Origin of the sequence: Chitinophaga oryziterrae, from assembly GCF_009758125.1 — a bacterium.
GTDB classification, from domain to species: Bacteria; Bacteroidota; Bacteroidia; order Chitinophagales; family Chitinophagaceae; genus Chitinophaga; species Chitinophaga oryziterrae.
This window is the reverse complement of sequence record NZ_WRXO01000001.1, coordinates 150,455-167,961: the sequence shown is the minus strand read 5'-3', so window position 1 is coordinate 167,961 and position 17,507 is coordinate 150,455. Positions and strand designations below refer to the sequence as shown.

Annotated in this window: 21 protein-coding genes; 10 read left to right on the top strand and 11 right to left on the bottom strand. The window is 40.2% G+C overall.

Annotated elements, in window-relative coordinates:
* The first annotated feature begins 140 nt into the window (after positions 1 to 140).
* The 3 genes from GO495_RS00745 (at position 141) to GO495_RS00735 (ending at position 2,781) form a co-directional block, all read left to right on the top strand.
* Positions 141 to 938 (top strand): helix-turn-helix domain-containing protein, encoded by a 798-nt coding sequence (locus GO495_RS00745; RefSeq protein ID WP_157297799.1) that lies wholly within the window; start codon positions 141 to 143, stop codon positions 936 to 938.
* Between the two features lie 63 nt (positions 939 to 1,001).
* Complete coding sequence (locus GO495_RS00740; protein ID WP_157297798.1) at positions 1,002 to 2,432, top strand: alpha/beta fold hydrolase; 1,431 nt, start codon at positions 1,002 to 1,004, stop codon at positions 2,430 to 2,432.
* Between the two features lie 100 nt (positions 2,433 to 2,532).
* The gene (locus tag GO495_RS00735) at positions 2,533 to 2,781 is read left to right on the top strand and encodes a DUF7660 family protein (RefSeq protein ID WP_157297797.1); all 249 of its coding nucleotides are present in this window, start codon (positions 2,533 to 2,535) and stop codon (positions 2,779 to 2,781) included.
* Positions 2,782 to 2,926: 145 nt separating this feature from the next.
* Here the strand turns inward: GO495_RS00735 and GO495_RS00730 are convergent, their stop codons facing one another.
* A complete protein-coding gene (locus GO495_RS00730) occupies positions 2,927 to 3,439 on the bottom strand; it encodes a hypothetical protein (protein WP_157297796.1) in 513 nt (170 codons plus the stop codon).
* A 269-nt stretch (positions 3,440 to 3,708) separates the two neighbouring features.
* On the opposite strand from GO495_RS00730, the gene GO495_RS00725 reads away from it, so the two are divergent.
* Complete coding sequence (locus GO495_RS00725) at positions 3,709 to 4,344, top strand: hypothetical protein (protein WP_157297795.1); 636 nt, start codon at positions 3,709 to 3,711, stop codon at positions 4,342 to 4,344.
* 46 nt (positions 4,345 to 4,390) lie between these two features.
* Here the strand turns inward: GO495_RS00725 and GO495_RS00720 are convergent, their stop codons facing one another.
* Entirely contained in the window at positions 4,391 to 4,852 is a 462-nt protein-coding gene (locus GO495_RS00720; RefSeq protein WP_157297794.1) for a GNAT family N-acetyltransferase, read from the bottom strand.
* 253 nt (positions 4,853 to 5,105) lie between these two features.
* Between GO495_RS00720 and GO495_RS00715 the strand changes: the two genes are divergently transcribed.
* Entirely contained in the window at positions 5,106 to 5,549 is a 444-nt protein-coding gene (locus GO495_RS00715) for a hypothetical protein (RefSeq protein WP_157297793.1), read from the top strand.
* Between the two features lie 122 nt (positions 5,550 to 5,671).
* Here the strand turns inward: GO495_RS00715 and GO495_RS00710 are convergent, their stop codons facing one another.
* The 3 genes from GO495_RS00710 to GO495_RS00700 form a co-directional block, all read right to left on the bottom strand.
* Entirely contained in the window at positions 5,672 to 6,163 is a 492-nt protein-coding gene (locus GO495_RS00710) for a lipocalin-like domain-containing protein (RefSeq protein ID WP_157297792.1), read from the bottom strand.
* Positions 6,164 to 6,237: 74 nt separating this feature from the next.
* Positions 6,238 to 6,924 (bottom strand): LytR/AlgR family response regulator transcription factor, encoded by a 687-nt coding sequence (locus GO495_RS00705; protein ID WP_157297791.1) that lies wholly within the window; start codon positions 6,922 to 6,924, stop codon positions 6,238 to 6,240.
* Positions 6,921 to 7,913, bottom strand: coding sequence for a sensor histidine kinase (locus GO495_RS00700; RefSeq protein ID WP_157297790.1), 993 nt, complete (start codon positions 7,911 to 7,913; stop codon positions 6,921 to 6,923). The genes GO495_RS00705 and GO495_RS00700 overlap by 4 nt, the downstream gene beginning before the upstream one ends.
* Before the next feature lie 438 nt (positions 7,914 to 8,351).
* Here GO495_RS00700 and GO495_RS00695 point away from each other — a divergent pair, with 438 nt between their 5' ends.
* The gene (locus GO495_RS00695) at positions 8,352 to 9,119 is read left to right on the top strand and encodes a hypothetical protein (RefSeq protein WP_157297789.1); all 768 of its coding nucleotides are present in this window, start codon (positions 8,352 to 8,354) and stop codon (positions 9,117 to 9,119) included.
* 130 nt (positions 9,120 to 9,249) lie between these two features.
* Here GO495_RS00695 and GO495_RS00690 read toward each other — a convergent pair whose 3' ends face one another.
* Positions 9,250 to 9,582 carry a YegP family protein gene (locus GO495_RS00690; RefSeq protein WP_157297788.1) on the bottom strand — a complete coding sequence of 111 codons (333 nt, stop codon included), beginning with the start codon at positions 9,580 to 9,582 and terminating at the stop codon, positions 9,250 to 9,252.
* Positions 9,583 to 9,939: 357 nt separating this feature from the next.
* Entirely contained in the window at positions 9,940 to 10,719 is a 780-nt protein-coding gene (locus GO495_RS00685; RefSeq protein ID WP_157297787.1) for a hypothetical protein, read from the bottom strand.
* Positions 10,720 to 11,137: 418 nt separating this feature from the next.
* Here GO495_RS00685 and GO495_RS00680 point away from each other — a divergent pair, with 418 nt between their 5' ends.
* Positions 11,138 to 12,232 carry an acyltransferase family protein gene (locus GO495_RS00680; RefSeq protein WP_157297786.1) on the top strand — a complete coding sequence of 365 codons (1,095 nt, stop codon included), beginning with the start codon at positions 11,138 to 11,140 and terminating at the stop codon, positions 12,230 to 12,232.
* An 85-nt stretch (positions 12,233 to 12,317) separates the two neighbouring features.
* Here the strand turns inward: GO495_RS00680 and GO495_RS00675 are convergent, their stop codons facing one another.
* The gene (locus GO495_RS00675; protein ID WP_205691185.1) at positions 12,318 to 13,064 is read right to left on the bottom strand and encodes a DUF6544 family protein; all 747 of its coding nucleotides are present in this window, start codon (positions 13,062 to 13,064) and stop codon (positions 12,318 to 12,320) included.
* Between the two features lie 96 nt (positions 13,065 to 13,160).
* Positions 13,161 to 14,063, bottom strand: coding sequence for a Nif3-like dinuclear metal center hexameric protein (locus tag GO495_RS00670; RefSeq protein WP_157297784.1), 903 nt, complete (start codon positions 14,061 to 14,063; stop codon positions 13,161 to 13,163).
* A 121-nt stretch (positions 14,064 to 14,184) separates the two neighbouring features.
* Here GO495_RS00670 and GO495_RS00665 point away from each other — a divergent pair, with 121 nt between their 5' ends.
* Positions 14,185 to 14,550: a DHCW motif cupin fold protein gene (locus tag GO495_RS00665; RefSeq protein ID WP_157297783.1), complete on the top strand. Its 366-nt coding sequence runs from the start codon at positions 14,185 to 14,187 to the stop codon at positions 14,548 to 14,550.
* A gap of 48 nt (positions 14,551 to 14,598) precedes the next feature.
* Here the strand turns inward: GO495_RS00665 and adhP are convergent, their stop codons facing one another.
* Positions 14,599 to 15,633, bottom strand: coding sequence for an alcohol dehydrogenase AdhP (adhP, locus tag GO495_RS00660; RefSeq protein WP_157297782.1), 1,035 nt, complete (start codon positions 15,631 to 15,633; stop codon positions 14,599 to 14,601).
* Between the two features lie 170 nt (positions 15,634 to 15,803).
* Between adhP and GO495_RS00655 the strand changes: the two genes are divergently transcribed.
* On the top strand, positions 15,804 to 15,986 hold the full coding sequence (locus GO495_RS00655; protein WP_157297781.1) for a hypothetical protein: 183 nt from the start codon (positions 15,804 to 15,806) through the stop codon (positions 15,984 to 15,986).
* A 10-nt stretch (positions 15,987 to 15,996) separates the two neighbouring features.
* Positions 15,997 to 16,617, top strand: coding sequence for a pyridoxamine 5'-phosphate oxidase family protein (locus tag GO495_RS00650; RefSeq protein WP_157297780.1), 621 nt, complete (start codon positions 15,997 to 15,999; stop codon positions 16,615 to 16,617).
* 6 nt (positions 16,618 to 16,623) lie between these two features.
* Here GO495_RS00650 and GO495_RS00645 read toward each other — a convergent pair whose 3' ends face one another.
* Complete coding sequence (locus GO495_RS00645; protein WP_157297779.1) at positions 16,624 to 17,478, bottom strand: hypothetical protein; 855 nt, start codon at positions 17,476 to 17,478, stop codon at positions 16,624 to 16,626.
* Positions 17,479 to 17,507: the final 29 nt, after the last annotated feature.

The following is a 17,507-nucleotide window of genomic DNA, read 5'->3' as shown; positions in this document are numbered from 1 at the left end:
CAGACAAACCTGCTTTTTTTTACTATATGAAGAAATCATCTGTTTTAATTTGCAAGTCTATTGTTTGTAATAAATTATACCAGCCTGAAATAAATTTATGAAAAGAGTTAATTTAGAGTAAACCCATCTGCAGAAACCCGATGACAGAAATCTTCGACAACATCCGGAAAATATACCAGTTTCATCCTCCCTGTGATGAATTGGCGGCCTATGTCGAATTCTTCTCGGAATCTTCCCCTGACGCTACCAGCTACTACATCGGGAATAATACCTTTACAGTGAAAATGTTCCCCAGTTGGACACCTACTTTCTGGTTCAATCTCGGTGCGGCCTATTACTTAAATACAACCCTTATTCCTCCGGGTAAAGATGTTCTCCTTATCAGGGACTGCACAGTAGAAAGGTATAATCTTCCTGCAGATCACATATTCAGCATCAAGTTTTTTCCCGGCGGACTGGAAGCCATTTTCGGCATCGACCAGTCCCGCATGAAGAGCCAGGTGATCGACCTTCGTCAGGTCCTTCCTGCCGGCTTGATAATGCGGATCAGGACAGTACAGCGGTTTGAACACCGCATGAATTTATTACAGGACTATTTTCTCAGTCAGTTAATAAAAAGAAAAAAAAGGGACCATTATTTAAAATTCGTAAATGACACTATCGCCAGCTACGAAACCACGGGTATGCAGTATAATGTGAACGACCTTTCCGCCAGATTATTTACTACATCAAAAACTATCAACAGGTATTTTAACCAGGTTATAGGTATTAGTCCTAAAAACTATTTTTCGATCCTCAGGGCAAGAACGGCGCTGACTACCTTTGTAGCTGACAAAAAAGCTTTCCTTCCGACAGATTTCGGGTATTATGATATGAGTCACTTCCATAAGGAAATATTCGGATTTACAGGTAAAAAGCTGACACTGCACACGCACTAAAATTGTCCGTTTTTTACAAAACTTTGTTCCGGAATCCTTTATAGTTTCGTATAAACAATTAAAATGAAACGTATCCTGGTATTCATTATCTCAGGCATTATTGCTTTCTCCTCGTTATCCCATGCACAGGTAATAGAGCCCTGTGATTGTCCTGTGAAAGTAGACAGCACGTTTAAGACCCGATGCGGATATCTTGTTGTGCCGGAGAACAGGAAAAAGAATAACGGCAAAATGATCAAACTGCCTTTCATTATCGTTAAAAGCAATAACCCCGGCAAAAAACACGACCCTCTCCTTTTTACAACAGGTGGCCCCGGCGGCAGTTCGCTGGGCTGGGTGAATGGCGCCATCAGGAACGGATTCACAGACGACAGGGATTGTATCGCTTTTGAACAACGGGGCACCCGGTTTGCCATACCCAACCTGTGGAGTGAGGAACTGCCCCTGAGCATCCAGGAATCCTACCGGAAAAATCTGCCCAAAGACAGTATGGTGCTGGTGGGCGTCAGGCGGTACAAAAAAGCGTTGGAAGCCCGGGGAATTGACCTGTCAGGCTACAATACTGATGAAACGGTGAATGACATTCACGACCTGTTAAAGGCGCTGAAAATAGATTCTGTTAACCTTATGGGCGGTTCCTACAGCGGCGGACTAATGCTGGCCGTATTGGCCAAAGATCCATCAAGGATAAGGTCCCTGATGCTGGACTCTCCCCTGCCCACCTTTGTTCCCATAGATGAAGACGAACCTGCCAACTTCAATGAAGCGCTGAATGTCCTGTTCCGGCATTGTGAAAAGGACTCCGTCAACAGAGAATTATACGGCGATCTGAAAAGAAAGTTCCGGGAGTATTTTTCATCTATAGAGGGTAAGATATTCTATATGCCCTACGTCGGGAAAAATAAACAGGACACATTGAGTATACAGTATACAAGGAACGACCTGCTGAACGTGATAGAGAACAGGATGGTGGATTATCCGAAAATAAAGGAAGTCCCTTATGTCATTACTGAGCTTATCAAAGGGCATCATGATATTTATATTAAAGAAATACTGGATGATATTTTCATGCAGAAACCTGGTCCTTCCGGCATGAGAATATCCGTCTACTGCGCAGATCAGACAGCCTATCATGATGAAGCCGTTCTTCATCAGCTGAATGATCCTTACCCCTATATGAAAGGGTATCATATTAATGACGTATACCGGGAGATGTGCGACTGCTGGAAGGTACCGCCCATAGCAATACGGACGAAACAACCCTATTATTCCGCCAAGCCTGTACTGTTGGGCGATGGAGAAATGGACCCCGCCTGCAGACCTATATATATCGACATGATCCATCATTATATGCCTAACAGCCAGCGGCTGCTATATATCAACAAGTCCCATATGGTGTTTGGCGGAAAAGAAAGCTGCAGGATAATGAAGATGTTCCTGGATAACCCGTTCAGGAAGATTGAGACGGAAGATAAGGATATAATTGTGTACTAGCTTTACATCGCGGCATAGAGACTTACACTATTGAGATAGAATAATTCATGGCTTTGTTCATTTATGCATAGTTATCAATATCTTCATATTCCAAATCTATATGGATAAATTACCTGAAGTCACAGACCGACAAACATTCATCAAATTTATATCCCTCCTTCTCAAAAACTATTTACAGAATAAAGAGGGCTGGGAAAATGCTGATCTGGGATCCTTTTTGGAAGCAATGGCGCGTTATGCAGAAGATATCCAGGGATACTATGATAATACAAATCAAAACATAAATGCGGACACCCCCACATGGAAGGTATTTGCTGATATTTTGTCAGGAGCTAAATTCTATGAATAATTGGGGGAATTGTATAAGCTACAGGAAGGATCTTCGACATACCACATTAAAAAATACCACCTGGTTTATACAGCCTTGCATAAATAGTATTCTGGCTTGTTATGAAAAAATATCAAATCTTTATCTATAGATAGATAACACCAACCTATTCCTTATTGAGTTTTCTTGTCCAAATGTTAGCTACCCTGTCTACCTGAACATTCGTCATGCCTTCAGTTTGAATTTTTGTCCTTACTCCATGAATCATCACCATTGAAGCACTGCCTGTTTCAATAAAATATTTTAACTCATTACCGTTATTCAGTTGAATTAATCCAAAAGTTAACGGTTCTCTTTTGTATTCATTGAACTTTACGTATCCTTTGAAATCTCCATATCCTTTGTCAATAGCATTATTGAAATCCCCAGAACATAATATCCCGTTTTCTTTTGTAATTAGTTTTTGTGTTGTCAAGACACTGAAGTTATCCTTATCAATTACAGTTGAGCAAATAACTAATTCGCTGTCTGATAGTTCAATTTCTATTTCCGGAAATGAATTTTTGAAATCTGCGCTTTCTTCATAAAATCTTGTCCACTTAAAGTCGTATGGTTTCCTTGTGCTTCTCTTTATAGAAGCAATGCAAATATTATGAATTGATTGGTCAGACTTTTCCATTTAAACGGCTTTTTTATAAGAAAACTGTTTCATAACAATTATCATAGTGATAAATATATAAAAATCCACAGACAATAGCAGTTTCGTGTATATCCCCGTACTATGATTTGGTAGATCAAAAAAGAAAAAGTTTAAGTAGAAATGGAGAGATAAGCAAGCAATGACATACAGATAAGATTTTTCATAGTAAACGTGGGTTACATATCATATAATGAATACTTCGTGCTATAACTATAAATATATCATCTTCTGATGCATTACGCATAGCAATGGAAAAATTCAGCGACCGTGCTTCTAAAATAATCACTCCCTTTTTGCCGACAGACCTTTTAGATGGTAAAGCACGACCAGGAAGTACTACAGGGCTAACTGCTACAGAATCTGCGTCTTCGTCCGCATTCGTAGAACAACCGCCTGTTTTTGAGGATTCCTACTTCTCCCCTGGTGTAGACCTGTATGTATACAAAACAGCTGATAAGACCTGGAAGGTGGCTTATGAATACCGTAAAAGGAAGAATGTACCGGGAGAACAACTGCCTCCTGTCTATGAACTGAATGGGTACGATTCTGTGGAAAAGTTCTACTACAGCCCATCCAGCAATCCCAAAGCTTTGCTTAAAGTGCGAAAGTATGGAAAGGTTGGACTGATAACACTTAATAACAGCGAAGTACTGCCATGTACATACGATGACATAGAAAACAATGGTGACTTCTACAAAACCATACAGGATAAGCAAGAAGGGGTGATCTCGACCGACCTCAAGCAGCTGAGGCCTCCTGTGCTTAAACACATTTTAGAGGGAGATTATCAGATAAGAGCCTGGCATATAGAAATGCCTGATGGCAAACAGGGATTTATGGATATGAAAACCGGAAAGATCTATATACCGTGTGTTAAAGACTAATTTGTTCTTACGAGAGGAAGATAGACTTCCTCTCGTAAAACTTTCATTACACTATCTCAGTCAACTTTTTCTCAAAACAAACACTGTTTTCTACATTTTCATATTGCCCGTAATTAGGTATTATGTTGTAATTACTCTTCTTATAGAGTGCTATTGCTTCCGGTTGTTTTTTCCCCGTTTCCAGCACACACTTACTATAATTTAATTCTACTGCCCATTTTTCCAATTCTTTTAAAACGGTTGATGCAACTCCCTGCCCTCTTTTATTTTCTGATACATACATCCGTTTAACTTCCATTGTGTCCCTGGAATAATCTTTTATCGCCCCGCAACCAACGGCTGTGTCATCATCATAAGCAACAATCACATACTTTAATGCATCTATTTTGTTGAATTGCGCATAAAATGAATGTTCTTCTCCATCACGGATCCTTAAATCCGCATCAAGTGCTTTTACTAGTTGTTGAAAGTCCTTATTGTCCGAAGTAGTTCGTATGCATTTAATCATTGGGAGAATCGTTTATAAAGGATAAGACAAAGATAGAAATTAGTTCCATGCAGAATGACAATTCCAGATATAAAAATCAATGCTTTGCAGCGTTTCACCGAAAGATGTATCACTTTAGGAAGTCAGCAGAAAGCTAATCTGATGAGTAATTATCAGCCTTTTAAAAATGATTATGCCGCAAAAAAATATCAATAAAAGTTGTGTTAGATTTACAGGGTTTAACGCAGGAAACCCACAATAATATCTGTTAATCATGAAAAAAACATTTATAATTTCTTTACTGACTATTCTTTTAATATCCTGTAGAGGAAAAGTAGAAATAGAGGTAAATCCTGAATACCATGGCTGGATTCATATTATGGAAGCGAGGAAAATAAAGACAAGTACCTACCGTCTTAAACCTGATAAGTATGGAATAGTTTATTTACCAAGTGAAAATTTTGATAAGAAATCCAATGTATTATTGTTCTCGAATGGAAAAAAAATAACTGATAATCTCATGATTACCAGTTATCCGGGAGAATACTATCCATCAAGCGCAACACATGTAATCAGGTACCTGAAGTTTTATTTTCCGCTGGCAGGGGAAACATCTCCTGCCCCTTCTAAAAACATACCTGATAATCAGATGAAGTCAGATATTTCCCTTGAGGACTTGCAGAAAAAAGGCAAGCTGAATACAGCATTGCTCTGGTAATTACTAAAAGAGGGCGTAATTTGCCCTACATCGCTATGATCGACCTCAAGTTGATCTTACATATACACAGGAAGACGCCGAAAAAGATCCGAACACCTCCCTGTAACGAAGCAGCAAGAATGCTATTGAATACGGGTAAAAATCGACACAGGAGTGACCCCGTCAGGCCGGGGCGGCACCTGCCATCTCAACGTATCTCCTTTCAACGTAAAAGGAGACATACGCGAAGTCTGGTCCCAATTGGGATAAGAAGCATGGTCAATGTTAAATGTAATGCTGCCTTTATCAACGTTTACAGCATAAGTACCGAAATGGCAACTGTTACCTAACACTGCATTCCTGTATTCCTCAGGTGTACCCTTGGAACGATCGCCTGTTGCAAACTTCATACGATCTCCCCGGAAAATTTCCACAACATAACGACCGTCTTTGGTAAAAATGGCAATGCCCCCCGGATTAGTTCCCATATCGGGGACCTGCCTCCCATCCGGAAGGATCTTGTCTGCAGCGATAAGACGCCAGGAGCCAATCAATTGGTTTGATTGCCCTAAAGCTGGTATCGTCATAATTGCGGTAATGCCGGCTAACAAATAGTTTTTTATTATCTTTTTCATGAGGCAAATCTGCGATAACGGCTCCTTACAGGAAATTGTATTCAACGAAAACCCTTTTTGCCTCAACATTCTACTTAAAAAGTTCGTTTTCGCACCAGTTCCATCAGCCCTTCTCTGAACTTATCTCCTATCGGTATCCTTTTTTCGCCGATATGTATGTGATTGTCCCGTATTTTAACCAATTGGCTTAAATTGACAATATAGGATTGATGAACGCGTACAAATGACGATGGAAGCTGCGCCTCTATGTCCTTGAGCCGTCTGTAAGTAAGAATTTCGAAAGACATGGTAACAACCCCCACATACTCCTTCCGGCTTTCAAAAAAAAGGATTTCACTCAACAGGATTTTCCTTAACTCTGAACCAGATTTTACAAAAAAATATTCGTCACTGATATTTTCATTTTTGAAGTAATTCTCTACTTTCTGAACAGACGCAAGAAAGCGGCTAAGGACGATTGGTTTAAGCAAATAATCAAGCGTATTGAAAGTATAACTTTCCGCTGCATATTCGCTATATGCAGTAGTGAAAACGATCCCGTTTTTCTTAGGCAGCAATGTAGCTAGTTCTATGCCGTTGATCAATGGCATATTAATATCCATAAATACCAGATCAACTTCGTTATTCTTTAAGAAAGAAATAGCCTCCAGTGCATTATAACATTTCGACATCAATTGCCAACCGGTAGCCTGCCGGATCAGTACTTCCAGCAGATTGACCGCTCCGGGCTCGTCATCCACGATCATACAACGTAACCTCATGTTAATGGGAATTTCAGACTGGCTATAAAATATTGGTCGTCTTTCTCAGTATGCATTTCAAAATCCTTTCCATAAAGGATTGTCAGGCGTTGTCGCAGGTTCGTTAAGCCTAATCCTTCTCTTTGCCGGGAGTCTGCATACCTGTTTATGAGATTCTTTGTCTGAAAGAAGAGATAACCGTCTTTTTCACATAGCAAAAGATCTATCTTATTGTTCCCGGTAATTTTATCAATACCATGCTTAAAGATGTTCTCTACGAATGTCATCAGCAGCATAGGCGGAATTTTCCGGTCTTCATCAACACTCCTGTGAAATATGATTTCAGGTTCGGGCTTTATCCGTATCCTTTCAAGAGCAATATAATTGTTGATAAAATTTATCTCTGTAGCTAACAGCACAGACTCTTTTGTACTTTGATCTACAAAATAACGCATGATATCAGAAAGCCGTTCGATAAGAAGCGCTGTTCGCGGGGATTCCATGTATGCTTCATAGTACATGGTATTCAATGTATTGAACAGAAAGTGGGGCTGCACCTGGGCCTTTAGCAGCCGAAGCTCGGTCTCGCTTCGCTGCAACAATATTTCTTCCGATTGTCGCTTTACCGTAAAATACGCCATTGCAAGCCGGAATATAAAGCTGAGAATAAAGACGGTGGTTATGGACAGTAAAAAGGTGAAATGAGCCTGGACTTCCAGCCAGTGAGGTGCCGAAGCGAAGGACGTGTTACGTATATACATTGACAGGTATCCGCGGCCAAGTCCTCCAATAAGCAACAGCACTATAGCTCCCAGAAAGTATTGGACATATTTTTTCTTTTCATACAGCCGGGGGTAGAGGATGCTGATATTACCATATATGATAAAGGCATAAAAAATACAACTGATACAGGCAGACATTGCGGAACGTTCTACTCCGTCCGCTGGTAACATTGAAAAGAAGCTAATGATGAAAATTAATGCCCACACCAGGGAATGCAACCAGATCATCAGCTAAATTTAGGTCATTTCCTACATTTCTTCTAACAGGTTCAATGTAACGGGCATAATTCTCAACCAACGTCTGATTTTAGCCTGCTGCCAGTATTTTCTTTTGTAAGCGGAGAGACCCGATATTCCCTCCAGGGATAGCCATGATAAGGGGGGGAAACAAGGTTAAATTATACTGTAAATAAAAAACCGTAGCTACAGCAAATATAAACCCTATATAACCCATATCTTTATATACGGATAACACACCCTAAAGAATAGAATATCAATAGGTTAAAAAAGCTATTAAATATCCAATCTGTTTACTAATAAATTATACATAATGATAAAATAAAGCATTAATCATTCCCCAATATTTTCAGGTACCGGGACAAGTTAACAGGATCAAAAAGTAGATTGTAAGTATCCCCAATATGAATAAATCATCTGTTGTAAAAAATGCGAAATCCCATTAGAAGAAATAGAAATATCGGGACCTCAAAACAAGGTCACGGGAAAAATAACAGACTTACTATTCCCTCCCCCTGTCTTGTCTCCAGGAGCTTCTTTGAGCGCCTGGACGATTACAAAAAAGTAGAGAAGGTTATAAATGGTCATGAATTTACTTTTATAATCGAAAGAACACGGTCGTCAACCCGGCATGCCTGTTCAATTGAGGATATTGAAAACATGATCAAACTTGTCCCCACTAAAGATTATGGTCTTTTAAAATTAATAGTTTTAAGACAGCCTAAAAGAAAAGAAGAAATTATCTCTCCGGTTTGGGGAAGATTAATATATTCTTATGAGTTTGAAAATGACTATTCTCCTGCTATCATTCTTGAAGCTATAGACTGTAATAAAAAAATCCATTGGAAAAAAAGCCTTATCCCCGATGACCAGGCAGAATTAGAACGTCTTAAGGCTGATGGACATCAATTTATAGTTGATAAACGAGGTTATACTGCAAAATTCAAAATGAATACTGTCAGGAATACTCAGTTGTATCGAACGTTATTACATGAATTTGGACATTATGTACATTATTTTGAAGTCGTTGAACGACCTGCTAAGGAAGAAGAAGAGTTTGAAGAATGGGAAAAACGTCACGACTTCTACTCCAAAATTCCGGTGGATGTTAAAGAACGCTATGCACACAGGTACGCAGATCTTTTGTTGGCGAAATTGAAAGAACAAAACCTTGTACCCTTCGAAAGAACTGACTGAGAGTATCTCAGCGCGTATTTGGAAAAACCGGATTTAATTACCTGCTTGAAATACAAAAGAGACGCGATTACCCGCGTCTTTTTCATTTATATGATCAGAATCCAGATAAACTCCGGGAATGAGGAATTCTTCATACCGTCTGATCATCTATAATTGCAACAGGGGCATTCGTCTTTACAGATTCAATACCATTATCCCTTCCGGAACTACCCGCATACATTTGACTCGTCCCGATAACCTGTCCGTTTGCAGCTTTCAGGTTAAAATAAAATTTGTCATTAGTGGACATCTTCTTTTCATACCGTTCTTCATGTGGCGCATTGCTTTTTACAGAATCAATACCATTCATACAACCGGACTTGGCTGAATAACCTTCACTGGTAAGAATGGTTTCCCCATTACCAGCATTGAGCTTAAAACGGTATTCTCCGTTTGAGCTTTTTGTAACAATGAATTTACTCATAATGCAATGTTTTTTTAATGTATGTTAACTATAACAATATTGCAGACAATTGGTTCGAATACTAAAGTGGCAACATCCCTGCCTTGCACTCATCTCTGCAAGCAGGGCAACCCCAAGGTTCACTAATGAACATTTATTGTATCAAAACCGGACAGTCCAACTGATTAATCTCAAACTAAATGAAAAACTGGTTGCAAAAATATGAATACCGCATTGATATAAGCTGATGGATATTTGCCGGTGCAGGGATACTTGCAATTGCCATTGCCCTGCTAACAGTAAGTACACAGGCTATTAAAGCGGCAGTTGGCAACCCCGTAAAAAGATTAAGAACAGAATAAGTCTTCTGTTCTTATTTTACCCTGCCGCCAGGATCTTCGCACATCCTACATACTTTACTGTGTCTACCACAGTATTACTCACAGGCATGCCCATTTCAATCCCAACAGACAGGATCAGCGTTTTATCTTCCTTCCAGTTGTCTATGGCCAGCTGAAACGTTTCTTCGCTATAAGACTGCTGCGCTGTTAACCATTCCGAATACACTGCCGGCGTACCGCCCAATTGCCCAAGAGACAGGCCGGGGTAGTTATAATGCACGTCTGGAATACCCTGCAGGGAAACAACAAAGCGGTAAAGCGGATATTTCCAGGGCAGGAACAGGTTTATATCCGGGCGAATATTAGGCAACACCACTTCAGCACTGCCTTTAGACCTGTTGATACTTCCTCTCAGCGGATAACGCAATACATTGTCAAAAGTATGCTTCCTGTTCAGATGAAAGCCTTCCAGCATGTAACGGCATTCAGAGATGAGTACAGACCGCTCTCCTCTTACACTTACCGTATCCTGCTTCTGCATTAGCTTAGCCAGTTTCGTTAGTGAGTAGGTAAAGTTATAATCTGCCAGGTGTCTCACATCTTTCAGTGCCCATCTGATGATACCGGACGCTTTTCCACAACCGGTAAACTCGCTGTTATTCTCTCTGGTACGTACAAAAGCAGGGGAATTTTTAATCCTGCTTTTTGATGCGCCTCCTTTACTCCGGACGATGGTTACGTCCATATCTTTTCTTTTGTAAGCGGAGAGGCCGCTAAGACTTCCGGTGAAGTCGATATTTCCTCTAAGTATAGCCATTGGGGATGGGTTTTTAAACAATGTTAATATCTACTGTAATTTAAATAAAAAATATAATTACAACAAATACAACCCCTATATAAGCCGTATCTATATAACTACAGCTTATATACCGCTTATATAGGGGTTATATAGGGCTTATATACGGGTTATATACCTGAAAGCTCAGTGTATCAATAGGTTAGCATAAGCTATTAAAATAGTGATGCAATATTATACCTGTTTACTAATAAATTATACATAATCAATCATTAAACTACTTTTGCGGATAGCAGAGAGGGATGAGAAAGCTTACCTGCTCAGATGGGCAACCGGAGTAGCATGATCTCATCATTGATCCCGGATTATTGTCCTGTTGTCAAAAGACATCGCATAGATATTCAAAGAACTGTAATTTCACGTTCAACAAAATATCGCTATGCAACAGTCCCGTACAAATTACCTCGATCATATTAAAGTAGCCCTTACCATTCTCGTAATCCTCCACCATGTTTGTGTTTGCTATGGAGCACCCGGAGGATGGTATTTCAGACAACCTACCAACATTGAAGGTGCATTGATTGCGATGACGGTTTTCGTAGCAACTAACCAGTCCTTTTTCATGGGGTTTTTCTTTTTACTATCTGCTTATTTCACAGAGCCTTCTTTACAACGAAAAGGAACGAAGAAATTTATGCAGGACCGGTTAATAAGATTCGGGATACCACTTGTATTTTATTCCCTGCTGCTATCTCCGTTCATGAGTTTTCTTGTCTATCACCACAATCATCCAATCAGTTATCTGCAATACCTGCAAGGCTATGATAACTGGATAGAATTTGGTGTGTTATGGTTTGTTGCTGCGCTTTTAGTATTTACGTTTTTATTCATAGCATTGAGAAATATAAAAACAGGTGATAGTCCGTTGCCGGGAACAAAGCGGATATTGTTATTCGCAATTGGCCTTGGATTAATTAGCTTCCTCGTAAGATTAGTATTCCCGGTAGGCTGGGTATTACATCCTGTAGGTTTTCAGTTCGGGCATTTCCCTCAATATATCGCATTGTTTATCATCGGTATCATAGCAAGGCGTAATAACTGGGCAGAACAATTACAGCATAATACTGCAAAGAAATTCAGATGGATCGCCGTGTTGATGATCATTATAGGCTTCCCTGCCATGTTCTTCCTCAGTACCACCTGGCACAGCCCTGTTGCCAATTTCCAGGGTGGATGGAATATGCTTTCCTTTATGTACAGCATCTGGGAACAGGTAACCGGGGTCTCTATTATCGTTGCTATGACAGGCATCTTCAAATATAAATGGAACGGCCCCTCTACCCTGTTATCCAGAGAAGCATTTGCCATTTATATCTTTCATCCACTGCCCTTAGTTGTGTTCTCATTACTGCTGGCCGACTGGAATGCAGATGCTGCCTTGAAATTCCTGATTGTGGCGCCACTGGGTGTTATAAGTGCGATATTATTGGGTAAGATACTTGTAAAAATTCCGGGGGTTAATAAGATCATTTAATTTTAATTTCATCAGGGGATCATAAACAAAAAGTCGCGATTAATCGCGACTTTTTGTTTATGTATATTTCCGCTGGAAAACTTACCTATGAAAACATCCCGGGATGATCATACGTTATACTGGTTACCCTGAATTTAGCATAACTGAAATCTCCTTTTTCTAATCTCCATACAGCCTCAATTGCGGTGGGTATCAATACCCCATTGATCTCCTTATAATCATTTACTTTACCTATCCACGTTTCCAGCTTCTCTTTATCCATATACCGTTTCGTTTCCAACTGTGTAATCTCTCCGGTATCGTTAAAGGTTACAATGTAAAATAGTGACAGACCGTTATAGTTAAATGTAAGCCTTGCCGTATTTTCATTAATGGCGGTCCAATGTAATTTTTCACCGGGTAACAGATTCGTCGGGAACCACACACCTTCAGCAAGCCAGCGTAATAATTCTCCCTGGTCAAATGTTTCCCCCCGGCCATCAACTATATTATAAAGTGAGAAAAGCGACACGACCAACCTTCCTTTACCGGCAATATAACTATCACGGGCTGTAAACATCCGGGTCGTACCTTTCCATATAAAACCGGGCTTTTCAGTAGTGAAGTATTGCTCACCTTTTATACTTACCCAGTCTTTATCCAAGCCGGTTTTAAACTGTCCGTTGTGTAATAGTCTTATATAGCTGATGTAAGGTTGCCCGTCTTTTAAGACAAGCTTAAAATATCGTTGAACAGGTTCAGGTAAGCCGGTTAATTGTGCGTAACTAAAGTTATTGCCTGAAATAGATGTTGATACAGCAAACAGGTCCTTTACTTCTTTACGAAACTGCATGGACAAGTTATATCTGCCAATGATGAGTATTAGTAAAAGAATACCAATTATTATTACCGTAGTTATCATGGGTTTTTTATTGTAAAACAGCCATCTTTATAAAAATGATAAAGAATTACCAGCCGGTACATGTGATGTTTTAATCTGCGGGAATTTCTCCCTGAGCCATTGCGCCATAAATACAGATCCGGGTTCTTCACTGGCAATATGCCCTAATACCACTAATGATAATTGCTGTCCTTGGGCGCGGGCATCCCTCACATATTCTGCGGTTTCCCATTCGGATATTTCTCCGCACACCAGTACATCCGGTTTCATGGTACTGATACTTTCAATTTGTGTTGTGCCACCGGCCGCACCAGGTAATAACAGGATCTTTTTGCACAATTGATCAGGGTTTCCAATATAACGTACTGTCTGAATATGCAATTTCGTCTTCAAATGACTGATCATTGCTTTGAGCGTTAAGGCAGCAGGTAAATTATAGATCACCTGATTAGCGTCCTGATATTTTTCCCATCCCAATTGACCGGCCACTCCTTCCATTACACCATCCGGTTTTGTGCTGTGAATGTAATCATGATTACGCCATACGGCAATATTATGCTGTTTTAACAGATCTGCCTTATAACGATATACCTCATCATTCTCCAGCCATTTGGTATCATCCCGGTGATTGTAAAAAGTAGGTTCATGGGCAATGATAAAGTTTGCTCCCAGCGCAATGGCCTTTCTGATCACTTCTATAGTAGCAAACATGGTTGTTACAATACCGGTCACTACAATGTCCCTGTTACCGGCCTTTAAAGTATCCACCGTGTCTTTCCCCATTTCATGAGACACTTCTTTCTTAAATAGATCAATGACCTCCCCTACAGTAACAGGCTCTCTCAGAAAACCGGAGGCAAAACTTACCAATGGCGATGATAATATCATGGTAGCGCCAACACCTTTTGTAATATTGGAGATGAATTTCCGTCTGTTAACTTCATTTTGCATAATGCTGAATTTACCTGTATTCATAAATATAAGTATAATCTCATTTATTATCAGGATCGGTATTGGGTCATAGATGCGCATTCATGTATCTTTACGATACGCTTCAAAACCCATTTACACCATGAGTATAAATATTCCCTTTCAAACGATCGACTGGTCTGAAATCCCCAAAACAGTACATACCGGAGAAACCGGTACCGCTTACTGGCAAACACTTCAGTTCCCGGGGTTAAGAATCCGGATAGTGGAATATTCACAGGGATATATTGCTGACCACTGGTGTCAGAAAGGACATATCGTACATTGTTTAGAAGGGGAATTCATCAGTGAATTACAAAATGGGGAAAGCGCGCGCCTATCCCAGGGAATGACATACATTGTTTCGGATGAACTGAGTTCTCATCGTTCCGTATCTGCCAATGGGGTGAAACTGATGATTATTGACGGGGATTTTCTAAAGGTATATAATGAAAAAAGACACGAATAATCGCGTCCTTTTTCATCTATGTATAATGGATGATGATCAGAATTGAGATCAGGGTTGAGAGATATCCAGCACAATACGGCCATCTATTTCCCCCTTTTTCATTTCATCGAACACAGCATTAATATTTTCCATTTTAGCGGCATGAACGGTGGCCTTAACTTTACCTTCTACCGCAAAAGCCACAGCTTCCTGCATGTCCTTCCTCGTCCCCACAATGGAACCCCTTACGGTGTAACCATTGATCACAGTGTCAAAAATGGGCAGGTCAAAACTGCCGGCAGGCAGACCATTGAGGGAAATGGTACCTTTGCGTCTGAGCGCAGATAACCCTTGTCTGAAAGCTATCGGAGAAGGTGCTGTCACCAGTACACCATGCATACCACCCACTGCTTTTTGCAGGTACTTTCCGGGATCCTGTTCCCTGGCATTGACGGTCAACTCCGCCCCCAGGCTTTTTGCGAGTTTCAATTTATCATCCGACACATCAATGGCCGCTACATGTAATCCCATGGCTTTGGCATATTGCACAGCCAAATGCCCCAATCCGCCTACACCTGAAATAGCTACCCATTCACCGGGTTTGGTATCCGTTTCCTTCAAACCCTTATATACGGTCACTCCCGCACAAATGATAGGGGCCATCTGCAGGAAATTAATACCAGCAGGAAAATGAGCGACATAACGGGCATCAGCCACTACATATTCAGCATATCCCCCATCTACACTGTAACCACCATTCTGCTGGCTTTCACACAAGGTTTCCCATCCTGTTATACAATATTCACAACCACCGCAGGCGCTGAACAACCACGGAACACCAACGATATCCCCTTCTTTCATATTTGTTACCCCACGTCCCAGGGCAGCCACATAACCGATCGCTTCATGCCCCGGAATCAACGGGGTTTTAGGCTTCACAGGCCAATCGCCCTCGCAGGCATGAAGATCTGTATGACATACCCCACAGGAGACAACTTTCACAAGGATCTGGTTTTCGCCTGGTTCTTTTACAGGCATCTCTTCAATCTTGAGTTCTCCGCCAAATTCATAGAGAACGGCTGCCTTCATTTTTTTTGGTAACATGGGAAATATTTAAAAATGTAAAAATTTGTTGTTGTAAGGCAAAGATATTTACCTCGTGTATGGGAAAGATTAATGCTGATCAGCACTGCGCATGATTTTTGTCATGGACGTTAATTCATCTAATCAGGAACGGAAACCGAAAAATTGTTACATTTATCAAAACACAAATAATGAAAAAAGCCCCTGATCCATCGCTGGCTTCGGTTTTACAAAACCGTGCAAAAAAAGAAACTGACAGGCCTGCAGATGAAAAAGTCATCATACCTGATGAATGCGGAGATACCTTATGGGATGACGTGTTGGCCCAGGACGAAGTAAAAGACAAACACGCTCATCCGGATAAAGAAAGTTAATATTTAGAACATGGCAAAGAATTACCCTTCGATAGCGTTTACTGCCGCAGTAAAAAAAATGCAGGAAAAACTGGGTAGCAGGGCCAGTTATGCAAGGCTGGAAAAAGATACTTATGTTGACGGATTAACGCAAAATGAAATCGCGTTTATCGGTGACCGGGATAGTTTTTATATGGCATCCTTTGGAGAGAATGAATATCCTTATATACAACACCGGGGAGGGCCTAAAGGATTTGTAAAAGTGCTTGATCCAAAACGAATCGGGTTTATAGACTTTAAGGGAAACATGCAATATATTTCCGTTGGGAATATTCAAACCAATAACAATGTTTCGCTTATCATGATTGATTACCCATCAAGAGCCAGGTTAAAGATCCTGGCGAAAGCGACTATTGTAGAACTGAACGACGATCCTGCACTATACGGGCTGCTCAATTTACCCGGATATAAATTTAAGCCTGAGCGTATGATCGTATTAAATATTGAAGCCTATGACTGGAATTGTCCACAACATATTATCCCCAGATATACTGTGGAAGAGATTGAGGAGGCGCTTGCTTCTCAGATAAATCAAATCAGCCAATTAGAGGATGAAATAAGAACACTAAAAGCTAAGCTAAAAGAAGTCTGATAATTGTCAAAACTGCTTATTTATATCTGTAAGAAATGCTTCTACATCTTTACTCATTAGCATAATAGCAGCCTGCGTCTGTTTTAATAAGTTATACCTGGTCTGCAGATCATCCGAAGTAAAAGCACCTCCATGGGCAAAAAGTAATTTTTCAGTTTCCGGATCTATTGATCCCTTATTAAACTCCAGATTCATCCAACGCTTCTTCATATTCTCCCTGACAGATATTTGCTGGTCATGATTAAATTCTTTCTGTGTTAACATTAACCAGATGAATTCCGGGAAAACAGTTGATTGGTTTGGACCATACCATATATCAGACAAAAGGTTACGTTCGTAGGTTAATTTAACAATATTAGGATTCGGTTTTAATGCAGCAATACCAATTAATAAAGATATGCCAGCCCCTGTAATTACCGCCGCATTCTGAGGCCTGCTGCTTTTGATAATTATCGGGATCAATGTGGTGACAGATCCTGTAATTATTGCGGCTACTGTAAGTCTGTTCGTCCTCTTACTACCCTTATTATTCAGATAATTAATAATCCTGTTCGTTCTTTCTGCCTCACAGTCCAATTCTGCGGAGATGCTTTCAATTTCCAGCCTGGCAATGGCCATTTCCTGCTGCAATTGCTGCTGCATTTGCATTCCTCTTACTCTCCCTTCAAGGGAAGTGTCTTTTATATTGGTAAGTAATCTCTTTATAAGTGGCAAAGTCCCTGTAACATTCGACATCATAATACTATGAACAGACAGGCTTCTGCTTAAGACTGTATCATTATTTAAAAGAGAATCCGCATTGTGATAATCTGACTGGTGAAAATTTACTAAAGTAGTTGCAGGCTGGCAATAGTCATTCATTAATGTCAATGGATGATTGGTTGAGTGAT

Coding starts and splice junctions, on each gene's coding strand:
- GO495_RS00745 (WP_157297799.1), top strand. CDS start 141: ATGACAGAAATCTTCGACAACATCCGGAAAATATACCAGTTTCATCCT.
- GO495_RS00740 (WP_157297798.1), top strand. CDS start 1,002: ATGAAACGTATCCTGGTATTCATTATCTCAGGCATTATTGCTTTCTCC.
- GO495_RS00735 (WP_157297797.1), top strand. CDS start 2,533: ATGGATAAATTACCTGAAGTCACAGACCGACAAACATTCATCAAATTT.
- GO495_RS00730 (WP_157297796.1), bottom strand. CDS start 3,439: ATGGAAAAGTCTGACCAATCAATTCATAATATTTGCATTGCTTCTATA.
- GO495_RS00725 (WP_157297795.1), top strand. CDS start 3,709: ATGGAAAAATTCAGCGACCGTGCTTCTAAAATAATCACTCCCTTTTTG.
- GO495_RS00720 (WP_157297794.1), bottom strand. CDS start 4,852: ATGATTAAATGCATACGAACTACTTCGGACAATAAGGACTTTCAACAA.
- GO495_RS00715 (WP_157297793.1), top strand. CDS start 5,106: ATGAAAAAAACATTTATAATTTCTTTACTGACTATTCTTTTAATATCC.
- GO495_RS00710 (WP_157297792.1), bottom strand. CDS start 6,163: ATGAAAAAGATAATAAAAAACTATTTGTTAGCCGGCATTACCGCAATT.
- GO495_RS00705 (WP_157297791.1), bottom strand. CDS start 6,924: ATGAGGTTACGTTGTATGATCGTGGATGACGAGCCCGGAGCGGTCAAT.
- GO495_RS00700 (WP_157297790.1), bottom strand. CDS start 7,913: ATGATCTGGTTGCATTCCCTGGTGTGGGCATTAATTTTCATCATTAGC.
- GO495_RS00695 (WP_157297789.1), top strand. CDS start 8,352: ATGCGAAATCCCATTAGAAGAAATAGAAATATCGGGACCTCAAAACAA.
- GO495_RS00690 (WP_157297788.1), bottom strand. CDS start 9,582: ATGAGTAAATTCATTGTTACAAAAAGCTCAAACGGAGAATACCGTTTT.
- GO495_RS00685 (WP_157297787.1), bottom strand. CDS start 10,719: ATGGCTATACTTAGAGGAAATATCGACTTCACCGGAAGTCTTAGCGGC.
- GO495_RS00680 (WP_157297786.1), top strand. CDS start 11,138: ATGCAACAGTCCCGTACAAATTACCTCGATCATATTAAAGTAGCCCTT.
- GO495_RS00675 (WP_205691185.1), bottom strand. CDS start 13,064: ATGCAGTTTCGTAAAGAAGTAAAGGACCTGTTTGCTGTATCAACATCT.
- GO495_RS00670 (WP_157297784.1), bottom strand. CDS start 14,063: ATGCAAAATGAAGTTAACAGACGGAAATTCATCTCCAATATTACAAAA.
- GO495_RS00665 (WP_157297783.1), top strand. CDS start 14,185: ATGAGTATAAATATTCCCTTTCAAACGATCGACTGGTCTGAAATCCCC.
- adhP (WP_157297782.1), bottom strand. CDS start 15,633: ATGTTACCAAAAAAAATGAAGGCAGCCGTTCTCTATGAATTTGGCGGA.
- GO495_RS00655 (WP_157297781.1), top strand. CDS start 15,804: ATGAAAAAAGCCCCTGATCCATCGCTGGCTTCGGTTTTACAAAACCGT.
- GO495_RS00650 (WP_157297780.1), top strand. CDS start 15,997: ATGGCAAAGAATTACCCTTCGATAGCGTTTACTGCCGCAGTAAAAAAA.
- GO495_RS00645 (WP_157297779.1), bottom strand. CDS start 17,478: ATGAATGACTATTGCCAGCCTGCAACTACTTTAGTAAATTTTCACCAG.